Below are 11366 nucleotides of genomic sequence, written 5' to 3' on the forward strand. Positions count from 1 at the left end.
GGACCGGCCTCGATGGCCGGTCCCGCCCCTGCGTCGTTCGTCGTGTGCCCGCCGGTCAGGGCTTCCGGTGGGACGGCCCCTTGGCGGCGGCCTCCGCGGCCTCCTTGGCCTCCCACTCCGCGATCACGTCGATCGGCGGCGGCGCCTTCGCCAGGAACACCCACGTGAAGTACACCGCGAGCACCATCGGCGGGAGCTTGAGCGCGATCAGCACCCAGCCCAGCTGCGTCGCGTCGCCCCACCAGTACAGCGGGAAGAGGATCGCGTACTTGGCGAGGAAGATCAGGCCCCAGGCCAGACTGGCCTTGACGTACGCCTTCTTGCGCCCGGGATTGCGGGTGCGCCAGGACAGGTTCTCCTTGAACACCGGGCCCAGGATCACGCCCAGCAGCGGGAAGCCCACCAGCGCCGAGACCGTGAAGGCCACGCCCAGGCCGACGCCGTAGATCATGCCGGGCAGGTAGAAGCCCTTGGCGCTGCCGGTGAAGAGGGCGAAGGCCACGCCCACGCCCACGCCGAAGACGCCGCTGAAGGCGTGCTTGACGGTGTCCTTGCGCAGCAGCCGCACGATCACGAGCAGGATCGCGACCGCGCCCGCCGCGACGGCGGACCACTTCACGTCCTTGTTGATCGTGTAGATCATGACGAAGAGCAGCCCGGGCAGCATCGTCTCCACGGTGCCCCGGATGCCGCCGAAGGCGTCGAAGAGCGCCGCCTGCGTCACGGCCTTCTGGTCCTCGGAAGCCGCGGCGGCCGACTCCGGGTTGGTCGGTTTGTCGAATGACGTCACCGGTTAATGCTCCTGTCCGAGCGGGCGGAGTTCGTACTTCGGGTTGAAGAGCACCCGACGGCCGTGGGTCATGGAGATGCGCCCCGAGGCAATCATGCGTCTGCCGGGCTCGATTCCCACGATCGAGCGACGCCCGAGCCAGACCACGTCCAGCGCGGCCGAGCCGTCGAAGAGCTCGGCCTCCAGGGCGGGTACTCCCGCGCGCGGCCGCAGGGTGACCGTACGCAGGGTTCCGGTCACCTTGACTATCTGACGGTCGTGGCAGTCGCAGATCCGCGTGCACCCCGCGGCCTCTGCGTCCTCCTGCAGCTCCGCCGAATGCAGCTCCTCCTGGGAGGTTGACAGCCGCTCAATCATCCGGCGGAACCGGCCCGCAGGCCTGGCCGGCTTCGCGGGCTTCTCGGGACGCGGTTCAGCACTCATACAGGAAGCGTACCGGCGTGCCCACTACCGCTCGAAGCGGTATCCCATGCCCGGCTCGGTGATGAAGTGCCGCGGGTGCGAGGGGTCCGCCTCCAGTTTGCGCCGCAGTTGGGCCATGTAGACCCGCAGATAGTTCGTCTCGGTGCCGTACGAGGGCCCCCAGACCTCCTGGAGCAGCTGCTTCTGGCTGACCAGCTTGCCGCGGTTGCGGACCAGGACCTCCAGCAGGTGCCACTCGGTGGGCGTCAGCCGTACGTCGCGCCCCTCGCGCACGGCCTTCTTGGCGGCCAGGTCCACCGTGAAGCCGTCGGTCTCCACGATCACCTCGTCCTCGCCCGCGCCAGCGGCCGGCTCGGCCCGGCGGACGGCTGCGCGCAGCCGTGCCAGCAGTTCGTCCATGCCGAACGGCTTGGTGACGTAGTCGTCGGCGCCCGCGTCCAGGGCCTCGACCTTCTCGTCGGAGCTGTGCCGGGCGGAGAGGACCAGGATCGGTACCCGGGTCCAGCCGCGCAGGCCCCTGATCACCTCGACCCCGTCCATGTCGGGCAGCCCGAGGTCGAGGACGACCACGTCGGGGTGGCGGGCGGCCGCGAGCTCCAGCGCGCTCGCGCCGTCGGCCGCGGCGTCGACCTCGTACCTGCGCGCCTTCAGGTTGATCACGAGCGCTCGGACGATCTGCGGCTCGTCTTCCACCACGAGCACCCGGGTCATTGAGGTCCTGCCTTCTGTCGCGTCATCCGGTCACGGTCGTGATCGGGTTCCATCGGTTCCACCGTCGCGCCCGCGACCACCGCCGCTGCGGCGGCTTCCGCCGCTGCGGCCGCCGTCGTACCGGCCGTCGTACCGGCCGTCGTCGTACCGGTGCCCACCGCGCGCAGGGTGAGCACCATCGTCAGCCCGCCCCCGGGGGTGTCCTCGGCCGTCAGGGTGCCGTCCATGGCCTCGGCGAACCCGCGGGCGACCGCGAGCCCGAGGCCCACGCCGGCCCCGCGCGGGGCGTCCCCGTAGCGCTGGAAGGGGGCGAAGATCCGGTCCTTGGCCTCGTCGGGCACACCCCGCCCGCGGTCGACGACCCGTACCTCGACCCGGTCGCCGAGGCAGCTGGCCGCCACCAGTACGGGCTCCCCCGACGGGCTGTACTTGACGGCGTTCTCCACCACGTTGGCCACGGTCCGCTCGAGCAGCCCGGGGTCCACCGCCACCATCGGCAGCGCCTCGGGCACGTCCAGCACCACGCTGTCCTCCGGTACGCCGCCCAGCGCCATCGGGACCACCTCGTCGAGGTCGATCTCCCGGATCAGCGGGGTGACGGTGCCGGTCTGCAGCCGGGACATGTCCAGGAGGTTGCCCACCAGGTGGTCGAGGCGGTCCGCGCCGTCCTCGATGCCCTCCAGCAGCTCGGCCCGGTCCTCCTCGGACCATTCCACGTCGTCGGAGCGCAGGGAGGTCACCGACGCCTTGATGGAGGCCAGCGGCGTACGCAGGTCATGGCTGACGGCGGCCAGCAGCGCGGTGCGGATCCGGTTGCCCTCGGCCATCCGGCGGGCCTCCTCGGCCTCGCCGACCAGCCGCTGGCGGTCCAGGACCACCGCGGCCTGGGCTGCGAAGGCGCCGAGCACCCGGCGGTCCTCGGCCGGCAGCACCCGCCCGGAGAGGGCCAGGGCCATGTGGTCCCCGATGGGCATGTCGACATCGGCGTCCTCGGGCCGGGCGACGGGGTTGGGGCCGACGCTGCCGGCCGGCTGCCAGGGCTCCACGTCGTTCGCCCGCTCCAGCAGGGCCACGGACTCCATGGCGAAGGTCTCGCGCACCCGCTCCAGCAGCGCGTCCAGCGTGGTCTCCCCGCGCAGCACGCTGCCCGCCAGGAACGAGAGGATCTCCGACTCGGCACGCAGCCGGGCCGCCTGATGGGTGCGCCGTGCGGCCAGGTCCACCACGGAGGCGACGGAGACGGCGACCCCGAAGAAGACGGCGATGGCGACGATGTTCTTCGGGTCGGACACCGTGAACCGGTGCAGCGGCGGCGCGAAGAAGTAGTTCATCAGCAGCGAGCCGAGGGCGGCGGAGGCCAGGGCCGGCCAGAGCCCGCCGAGCAGGGCGGCCGCGACCGTCAGCGACAGGAAGAGCAGCATGTCGTTGGCGAGCCCGAGGTCCGCGTCGATGTGTGTGAGCAGCAGGCACATCAGGACGGGGAAGACCGTTCCCACCACCCAGCCGGCCACGATGCGGGGCCGTCCGAGCCGGGCCGCGGAGCGCACCACGGGCAGGCCGCGGCCCTTGGCGACCTCCTCGTGCGTGACGATGTGCACGTCGAGGTCGGGCCCCGAGTCCCGGGCGACGCTCGCGCCGACGCCGGGACCGAAGACGTACTGCCACGACCGGCGGCGGCTGGAGCCGAGCACGACCTGGGTGGCGTTGACCCCGCGCGCGAAGGCGAGCAGGGCGTCGGGGATGTTGTCGCCGATCACATGGTGAAACGTTCCGCCCAGGTCCTCGACCAGGGTCCGCTGCACCGCGAGCTCCTTGGGCGAGGCGGCGGTGAGGCCGTCGCTGCGGGCGATGTAGACGGCCAGGATCTCGCTGCCCGAGCCCTTGGCCGCCATCCGGGAGGCGCGCCGGATGAGCGTGCGCCCCTCCGGCCCGCCGGTGAGCCCGACGACGATCCGCTCCCGTGCCTGCCAGGTCGAGCGGATGCCGTGCTCGCCCCGGTACTGCTGGAGGTACTCGTCCGCCCGGTCGGCCACCCACAGCAGCGCCAGCTCGCGCAGCGCGGTGAGGTTGCCCGGCCGGAAGTAGTTGGACAGGGCCGCGTCGACCTTCTCGGGCTTGTATATGTTCCCGTGCGCCATCCGCCGGCGCAGCGCCTGCGGGGACATGTCGACCAGCTCGACCTGGTCGGCCCGGCGGACCATCTCGTCCGGCACGGTCTCCCGCTGCCGCACCCCGGTGATCGATTCGACCACGTCCCCGAGGGACTCCAGGTGCTGGATGTTCACGGTGGACACGACGTCGATGCCGGCCCGCAGCAGCTCCTCCACGTCCTGCCAGCGTTTGGCGTTGCGCGAGCCGGGCACGTTGGTGTGCGCGAGTTCGTCCACCAGGGCCATGGCGGGCCTGCGGGCGAGGAGCCCGTCCACGTCCATCTCGGTGAAGTCGGCTCCCCGGTACGTCAGGGCCCTGCGCTCGACCTGTTCGAGGCCGTGGAGCATGACCTCCGTGCGCGGCCGGCCGTGGTGCTCGACGAAGCCGACGACGCAGTCCGCGCCCCGCTCCACCCGGCGATGGCCCTCCGAGAGCATCGCGTAGGTCTTGCCCACACCGGGCGCCGCGCCGAGGTAGATCCTGAGCTTGCCGCGTCCCATGCGCCCCATTCTCCGGGACGTCCGGGCCGTACACGCACCGATCCGTACCCCGGCGCCGATCTCTGACGGATCCCTGACGCGGTCGGATCAGCACGAGGCGGCGCGAGGCGCGGCACGGCACGCACTGGCCGGACAAACCGGTGGGCCCCACCCCCGAAGGAATGGGGCCCACCGGCCGAAATGCATGACGAGCCCCCCTGTGCGCGGGGGCCGTCCGAGGTCAGCGGACCTCGGTGATCTCCGGGCCTCGTTCGAGCTGGCCCATGCCGCCGCCGAAGCGGGAGCCCTCCTGGTCGTCCGTCTGCACGCCGTCCGGCACCATCTGGGCGTCGTTCGGCAGCTTCAGGACGATCGGGTCGCGGGGAGCCATCGGGCCGTCACCGCGGACGACGACGGTGTCCCGGAAGATCTGCTCCAGCACGCCCGCCGATTCGGGGCGCACCGCGGCCTGGCCGGAGATGACGCCGCGCAGGAACCAGCGCGGGCCGTCGACGCCGACGAAGCGGACCAGCTGGGCGCCGGTCTGCCCGTCCGGGAGCGGTACGGGCACCTGTGCACGCAGCTCCCAGCCCAGCGAACCCTGGGCCTCGTCGATGATGCCGCCCTGCTGGGTGATGCCCGTGGCGATCTCCTCGCGGACCTCGCCCCAGATGCCTTCCTTCTTGGGCGCGGCGAAGGCCTGCAGCTGCACGGCACTGTCGCCCAGGACCACGGTCGCGGCCACGATCGCGTCACCGGCGACCTCGACGCGCAGCTCCATGCCCTCGACACCGGGTACGAAAATGCCGCCGAGGTCGACCCGGCCGTCGGCCGGGTTCCCGAGCACCTCGGAGATGTCCCAGGGGCCGTCGGGCCGCGGGGCCGGCGGCAGGTTCACCCGGCGCGGCTGGGCAGCGCTCTCCTGCTCGCCCGCGTCGTCCTGCTCAGCGCCGACGCCGTCTACGACCTGCTCGGCCGCGCCGCCGTCCCTGGCGGAGTCGTTCTTCTTGCGACGTCCGAACACGTCACTGTCCTTCCCGGTCGGTTACGACCGAAGCGTAGCCATTCCCACCCTGCTGACCAGCGCCGAATCCGGCCACGGCCGCATGACCGCCGGTGGAGCCGAAACCCCCCTCGGCCCGGGCCGAGCCGGGAAGTTCCGCCACCTCGTGGAAGCGCACCTTCTCGACCCGCTGGACAACCAGCTGGGCAATGCGGTCGAAACGCTCGAACCGGACGCTCTCGCGAGGGTCGAGATTGACCACGATCACCTTGATCTCCCCACGGTACCCGGCATCCACCGTCCCCGGGGCATTCACGAGCGCGAGCCCGCAGCGGGCGGCCAGGCCCGACCGCGGGTGCACGAAGGCCGCGTAGCCGTCGGGGAGGGCGATGGACACCCCGGTGGGCAGTACGGCGCGCTCGCCGGGCTCCAGCTCGACGGCCTCGGTGGTGACCAGGTCGCAGCCGGCGTCGCCGGGGTGCCCGTATGCCGGAATCGGCACCTCCGGGTCGACGCGGCGAATCAGTACGTCGACCGGCCGGTGGGAATCGTGGTTGCTCTGGGACATCAGGGGTTCACCTCAAAGGCGCGTGCGCGCCTGACCTGGTCCGGGTCGGCCATCGCCGCCCGGATCTCCTCGGGCCGTCCGTTGTCGATGAAGTGGTCGACCTTCACCTCGATGAAGAGGGCGTCGGCGCGCACGGCGACCGGGCCCTGCGGTCCGCCTATCCGGCCGACGGCCGAGCAGTAGATCTTCCGTCCTGCGACGGCGGTGACCTCGGCCTCCAGGTACAGCACGGTGTCCACCGGCACGGGCCGCACGAAGTCGGTCTCCAGCCGCCCCGTCACCGCGATGACGCGCAGCAGCCAGTTCAGGGAACCCAGCGTCTCGTCGAGCGCGGTGGCGAGCACCCCGCCGTGAGCGAGACCGGGTGCGCCCTGGTGCGCCGGCTTGACGGTGAACTCGGCGGTGATGCGCACGCCCTCGCCCGCCCGCGCTTCCAGATGCAGTCCGTGGGGCTGGCCCCCGCCGCAGCCGAAACAGTGCTCGTAGTGCGCACCGAGGAGCTCGCCGGGTGCGGGCGCGTCGGGGTGCCGGACCGGTGCGGCGGCATCGTCCGGGGGCGTCAACGCTGTGTTTCGTCCACTCACAGCCGCAGACCTTACCCGCGCGGCTACCCACCGGTCGCCTCGTGGCAGGCTTGACCGCATGCAGCTCTCCACCGCGCACCACGACGAACGTCTGACCGCCCCCCGCTCCTGGTGGGGCATCGCCGTACTGATCGGACTCGCGTGCGCGCTGATGCTGCTGCCGCTCGGCACGATGCCGCTGCTGGCCGGTCTGGTCGGGGGCACCGCGCTGGCCGGGCTGGCGGTGAGCTCGTACGGTTCCGCGCGCGTGCGCGTGGTGAACGGTGCGCTGGCGGCCGGGGACGCGCGGATTCCGGTGGCGGCGCTCGGTGAGCCCGAGATCCTCGACGCCGAGGAGGCGCGCGCCTGGCGCACGTACAAGGCGGACACGCGCGCCTTCATGCTGATGCGCAGCTACGTACCGACCGCGGTCCGCATCGAGGTCACCGACCCGGCCGATCCGACCCCGTACGTCTACGTCTCCACCCGCGAGCCGCAGGCCCTGGTAGCGGCCCTGCTCGCCGCCCGGACCCCGGCGGTCTGACCGGCCCGGACGGGCCGTCCGGCCCGTGGCCCGGACCGCCCCGGCGGAGGTCCTCAGCCGTGCGCGGAGGGATCCGAGGCCTCGAGTGCGGCCCTGGTGGCCTCGGGAAGGGGCTGTACGGGCCGTTCCAGGGGCGGCAGGGTGCGCAGGACCTCCCAGGCCACCGCACGCCCGCGCAGGTCACCACGGACCTTCTCGGCGAGTTTGCGGGTGTCCCGCCGGTTCATGACCGCGCCGACGGCGGCGCCCACCATGAACGGCATGAGGTTCGGCAGGTTGCGGAACATCCGCTTCATGATCTGCTGGCGCAGTTCGCGCTTCACCTGCCCGCCGAGCGCCGCGTTGAGCGTCGTCGGCTTGGTCAGGTCGACCCCGCGCTCCTCCGTCCAGGCGGTCAGGTAGGCGAGGCTGCGCTGCTTGAGGTCTCCGTGCGGCCGCTGGCCGTAGACCTCGTGGAGTTCGGCGATGAGCTTGAGCTCGATGGCCGCGACCGCGGTGATCTCGGCCGCCAGTTCCGCCGGCATCGCGGGCGGCACCGGCAGCATGGCCGCCGCGCCCACCCCGGCACCCACGGTCGAGGTGGCGTTGGCGGCGCCCGAGATCAGCTTGTCGGCAAGCTGGTCGGGGCCGAGGCCCGGGAACTGCGCGCGCAGCGTCGCGAGGTCCCGAACCGGAACGCGCGGAGCGTTCTCGATGACCCTGTCCGTGAGGTACAGGGCGGCGTCCTTGATGCTTTCGCCGCCCTTGCGCACGCCGTTCTTGACGGCCTGCATCCGACGGGCCCCGAAACCGTGCCGGGACCCTTCACCGGCCTCCGCGGCCGACGGCACCGCCGGAGCGGTGTCGGAGGGCACGGCTATCGCCGCACTGGCGGAGCCGCCGGGAGCTCCAGGACCCGTTTCCGGACCCATGGGTGCCACCTGCGTCTCCGCCGGATCACCAGATTTCCGGAAGCGGCGCTTCCGGAAGGGTGTGGAGCCAGCCACGGCCGACGCCTCTCAGTCGCAGTCGCGACAGATCGGCTGACCGTTCTTCTCACGTGCCAGCTGGCTGCGGTGGTGCACCAGGAAGCAGCTCATGCAGGTGAACTCATCGGCCTGCTTGGGCAGGACCCGGACGGCCAGCTCCTCATTGGAGAGGTCCGCACCGGGAAGCTCCATGCTCTCGACAGAGTCGAATTCGTCCATGTCCGCGGAGGACGTGGACTTCTCGTTGCGCCGGGCCTTCAGCTCTTCAATGCTGTCGTTGTCGACGTCATCGTCGGTCTTGCGCGGGGTGTCGTAGTCCGTTGCCATTGTTCGCTCTCCCCCTCTGGGTGTTAGCGGTGTCTCAGCGCACGTAACGCACGAGAGGCCGGACTTGTGCCCGACCTGAGGCGGAGATTTTGCCTCACATCAAGGTCTGTTACTCAATCGACACCCAGCCGCCCGCCCGAAGAGCGATTGGCTGGGATGACGAGCGGGACCGTACACGGTCCGAGGGCCGTCATGCACAAACGCCACCCCGTGTATTTCCCGCCATCCGAGGGGCCGGAAACCCGGACTTCCCGGGCGTTCCGGCCGTGCCGGGGTCACTGAACGCACATGGCCCGACACCGGCCACTGTGATCGATCACACAGGACCAATTGTTTTCACAGGGCAAGCATTCAGCCAAAAGCGAACACGGGACAGGGGTCTCACAAAGGAAGAGTGACACGCATCACGAGGCCACCGCCTTCCCGGGGCATCGCCTGGATCCTGCCGCCGTGTGCGCGCGCCACGGAGCGCGCGATCGACAGACCCAGCCCGACACCCTTGTCGCTGCCCGTTCGCTCCGTACGCAGCCGCCTGAAGGGCTCGAAGAGGTTGTCCACCTCGTACGCGGGAACAACGGGACCCGTGTTCGATACCAGCAGGACCGCCTGATCGTGCTGCGACTCGGTGACGACCTCCACCCAGCCGTCCTCCGGCACGTTGTACCGGACGGCGTTCTGCACCAGGTTGAGGGCGATCCGCTCCAGCAGGACCCCGTTGCCCTGTACGACCGCCGGTGCCCGCTCGCCCCGGATCTCCACGCCCTTCGCCTCGGCCTCGCCGCGCACCTGGTCGACGGCGCGCGAGGCGACCTCCGCCAGGTCCACCGGCTTGCGCTCGACGATCTGGTTCTCGCTGCGGGCCAGCAGCAGCAGGCCCTCGACCAGCTGCTCGCTGCGTTCGTTGGTGGCCAGCAGGGTCTTCCCGAGCTGCTGGAGCTCGACGGGGGCCCCGGGATCGGAGAGATGGACCTCCAGCAGCGTCCGGTTGATCGCCAGCGGCGTGCGCAGCTCGTGCGAGGCGTTCGCCACGAACCTCTGCTGCGCCGTGAAGGCCCGCTCCAGCCGGTCGAGCATCTCGTCGAAGGTGTCCGCGAGCTCCTTGAGCTCGTCGTCCGGCCCGTCCAGCTCGATCCGCCGGGTCAGGTCGGAGCCGACCACCCGGCGCGCGGTCCGGGTGATCTTGCCGAGCGGCGAGAGCACCCGGCCGGCCATCGCGTAGCCGAAGGCGAAGGCGATGATGCTCAGGCCCAGCAGGGCCATGAGCGACCGGCTCAGCAGGTCGTCCAGGGCGTGCCGGCGCTGTTCGAGCACGCACTGGTTGACGGCCGCGTTGAACTGTTCCGGCTCCAGGGGGCCGCCCATCACACCGGAGCAGTTGGTGCTGGAGACCTTGACCTGGCCGCCGACGATCTGGAACGGCAGGGCGTTGCCCTGCCGCAGCGCCTGCGCCGCCAGCAGGTAGATGATCGACAGCAGCAGGATGCCCGCGATCAGGAACATCCCGCCGTACAGCAGGGTGAGGCGTATGCGGATGGTCGGCCGCAGCCACGGGAAAGGAACCTCGGGCTGGCCGGGGTCCCAGGTCGGTTTCGGTGGCGCGACCGGTGGCGCCGGGGTGACGGGCACGCGCTTCAAATCCGGTATCCGGAACCGGGCACGGTCACGATGACGGGCGGCTCGCCCAGCTTGCGGCGCAGGGTCATGACGGTCACCCGCACGACGTTGGTGAAGGGGTCGGTGTTCTCGTCCCAGGCCTTCTCCAGCAGCTGCTCGGCGGAGACGACGGTCCCCTCGCTGCGCATCAGCACCTCCAGCACCGCGAACTCCTTCGGCGCCAGCTGGACCTCCCTGCCCTCACGGAACACCTCGCGGCGGTTCGGGTCGAGCTTGATGCCGGCCCGCTCCAGTACGGGCGGCAGCGCGACCGTGGTGCGCCGCCCGAGCGCCCGTACGCGGGCGGTCAGCTCGGTGAACGCGAAGGGCTTGGGCAGATAGTCGTCCGCACCGAGCTCCAGGCCCTCCACCCGGTCGCTGACGTCGCCGGAGGCGGTCAGCATCAGCACGCGGGTGGGCATGCCGAGCTCGACGATCTTCCGGCACACGTCGTCACCGTGCACGAGGGGCAGGTCCCGGTCGAGCACGACCACGTCGTAGTCGTTCACGCCGACCCGCTCCAGGGCGGCGGCGCCGTCGTACACGACGTCCACGGCCATGGCCTCCCGGCGCAGTCCGGTGGCCACCGCATCGGCGAGCAGCTGCTCGTCCTCGACGACGAGTACGCGCACGTCGTTTCCTTCCTCCGAGCCCAGAAGGGCACACGTGTATTGCGTCGCCCATCCTGCCCGTTTCGGCCATAAACCGGCTGTAAGGCGGCCTGCGCACGGGGCCAGCGGGGCGGAAGTGAGGATTCCCTGGCCTTGCGAGGTTTCTGGGCCCAGGGTGCAGGGGAGGACGACAGCACACCCCATCCACTCCCTGACGGCGGACAGCCACGTGCCGCCGCCGACCCACGAAGAGGGGGCGAACCCACATGGACGCATTCACCGCGGGTCTCCTGCAGCGCATCAGGGCCACGCAGTCGGACCTCAGGCACGCCCGTGAGACGGGCGACGACTTCCTCGCGGAAGTGGAGCTGGCGGAGTTGGAAGACCTCCAGCGCCTGGCCGCCGAACACGGTGTCCCGGTGTCGGTCGCCGTGCCCGCCTGCTGATCCCCCGATCAGCCGGGCCCGTTGTTTCCTGCACAGCCTGCACAGTCTGCACAGCCTGCACAGCACGGTCCGTACCGCACGGTCCGATCCTGCACGACGCGAACCCCGGACGCCCCAGCGGGCGTCCGG

The 11366-nt window shown here is 71.0% G+C and carries 13 protein-coding genes; 2 read left to right on the plus strand and 11 right to left on the minus strand.

The features are described from left to right. Positions 1 to 55 precede the first annotated feature (55 nt). The 7 genes from ACWGE1_RS36795 to ACWGE1_RS36825 all read right to left on the minus strand — a co-directional run bounded on the left by ACWGE1_RS36795 (position 56) and on the right by ACWGE1_RS36825 (position 6709). Positions 56 to 790 (minus strand): DUF3159 domain-containing protein, encoded by a 735-nt coding sequence (locus ACWGE1_RS36795; RefSeq protein ID WP_453424817.1) that lies wholly within the window; start codon positions 788 to 790, stop codon positions 56 to 58. Positions 791 to 793: 3 nt separating this feature from the next. Next, positions 794 to 1213, minus strand: coding sequence for an OB-fold nucleic acid binding domain-containing protein (locus ACWGE1_RS36800; protein ID WP_078626234.1), 420 nt, complete (start codon positions 1211 to 1213; stop codon positions 794 to 796). 24 nt (positions 1214 to 1237) lie between these two features. After that, positions 1238 to 1924, minus strand: coding sequence for a response regulator (locus ACWGE1_RS36805; RefSeq protein ID WP_453424818.1), 687 nt, complete (start codon positions 1922 to 1924; stop codon positions 1238 to 1240). Next, the gene (locus ACWGE1_RS36810; RefSeq protein WP_453424819.1) at positions 1921 to 4575 is read right to left on the minus strand and encodes a DUF4118 domain-containing protein; all 2655 of its coding nucleotides are present in this window, start codon (positions 4573 to 4575) and stop codon (positions 1921 to 1923) included. The genes ACWGE1_RS36805 and ACWGE1_RS36810 overlap by 4 nt, the downstream gene beginning before the upstream one ends. Before the next feature lie 220 nt (positions 4576 to 4795). Beyond that, positions 4796 to 5578 carry a DUF3710 domain-containing protein gene (locus tag ACWGE1_RS36815; protein WP_453424820.1) on the minus strand — a complete coding sequence of 261 codons (783 nt, stop codon included), beginning with the start codon at positions 5576 to 5578 and terminating at the stop codon, positions 4796 to 4798. Between the two features lies 1 nt (position 5579). Then, positions 5580 to 6125 carry a dUTP diphosphatase gene (dut, locus tag ACWGE1_RS36820; protein WP_453424821.1) on the minus strand — a complete coding sequence of 182 codons (546 nt, stop codon included), beginning with the start codon at positions 6123 to 6125 and terminating at the stop codon, positions 5580 to 5582. Beyond that, positions 6125 to 6709, minus strand: a complete 585-nt coding sequence (locus tag ACWGE1_RS36825; protein WP_453424822.1) for a PaaI family thioesterase — start codon at positions 6707 to 6709, stop codon at positions 6125 to 6127. Before ACWGE1_RS36825 ends, dut begins: the two co-directional genes overlap by 1 nt. 58 nt (positions 6710 to 6767) lie before the next feature. Here ACWGE1_RS36825 and ACWGE1_RS36830 point away from each other — a divergent pair, with 58 nt between their 5' ends. Continuing rightward, positions 6768 to 7232, plus strand: coding sequence for a DUF3093 domain-containing protein (locus tag ACWGE1_RS36830; RefSeq protein ID WP_453424823.1), 465 nt, complete (start codon positions 6768 to 6770; stop codon positions 7230 to 7232). A 53-nt stretch (positions 7233 to 7285) separates the two neighbouring features. Here the strand turns inward: ACWGE1_RS36830 and ACWGE1_RS36835 are convergent, their stop codons facing one another. The 4 genes from ACWGE1_RS36835 to ACWGE1_RS36850 all read right to left on the minus strand — a co-directional run bounded on the left by ACWGE1_RS36835 (position 7286) and on the right by ACWGE1_RS36850 (position 10812). After that, positions 7286 to 8218, minus strand: coding sequence for a hypothetical protein (locus ACWGE1_RS36835; RefSeq protein WP_453424824.1), 933 nt, complete (start codon positions 8216 to 8218; stop codon positions 7286 to 7288). Positions 8219 to 8230: 12 nt separating this feature from the next. Then, the gene (locus ACWGE1_RS36840) at positions 8231 to 8527 is read right to left on the minus strand and encodes a DUF4193 domain-containing protein (RefSeq protein ID WP_030008769.1); all 297 of its coding nucleotides are present in this window, start codon (positions 8525 to 8527) and stop codon (positions 8231 to 8233) included. A 381-nt stretch (positions 8528 to 8908) separates the two neighbouring features. Then, entirely contained in the window at positions 8909 to 10153 is a 1245-nt protein-coding gene (locus ACWGE1_RS36845) for a sensor histidine kinase (RefSeq protein ID WP_453424825.1), read from the minus strand. 5 nt (positions 10154 to 10158) lie between these two features. Further along, positions 10159 to 10812 carry a response regulator transcription factor gene (locus ACWGE1_RS36850; protein WP_030036265.1) on the minus strand — a complete coding sequence of 218 codons (654 nt, stop codon included), beginning with the start codon at positions 10810 to 10812 and terminating at the stop codon, positions 10159 to 10161. A 245-nt stretch (positions 10813 to 11057) separates the two neighbouring features. Here ACWGE1_RS36850 and ACWGE1_RS36855 point away from each other — a divergent pair, with 245 nt between their 5' ends. Beyond that, positions 11058 to 11237: a hypothetical protein gene (locus ACWGE1_RS36855; protein WP_453424826.1), complete on the plus strand. Its 180-nt coding sequence runs from the start codon at positions 11058 to 11060 to the stop codon at positions 11235 to 11237. Positions 11238 to 11366 lie beyond the last annotated feature (129 nt).

It is taken from the genome of Streptomyces sp. NPDC054932 (genome assembly GCF_053610205.1).

Coding starts and splice junctions, on each gene's coding strand:
- dut (WP_453424821.1), bottom strand. CDS start 6,125: ATGTCCCAGAGCAACCACGATTCCCACCGGCCGGTCGACGTACTGATT.
- ACWGE1_RS36800 (WP_078626234.1), bottom strand. CDS start 1,213: ATGAGTGCTGAACCGCGTCCCGAGAAGCCCGCGAAGCCGGCCAGGCCT.
- ACWGE1_RS36840 (WP_030008769.1), bottom strand. CDS start 8,527: ATGGCAACGGACTACGACACCCCGCGCAAGACCGACGATGACGTCGAC.
- ACWGE1_RS36830 (WP_453424823.1), top strand. CDS start 6,768: ATGCAGCTCTCCACCGCGCACCACGACGAACGTCTGACCGCCCCCCGC.
- ACWGE1_RS36805 (WP_453424818.1), bottom strand. CDS start 1,924: ATGACCCGGGTGCTCGTGGTGGAAGACGAGCCGCAGATCGTCCGAGCG.
- ACWGE1_RS36810 (WP_453424819.1), bottom strand. CDS start 4,575: ATGGGACGCGGCAAGCTCAGGATCTACCTCGGCGCGGCGCCCGGTGTG.
- ACWGE1_RS36855 (WP_453424826.1), top strand. CDS start 11,058: ATGGACGCATTCACCGCGGGTCTCCTGCAGCGCATCAGGGCCACGCAG.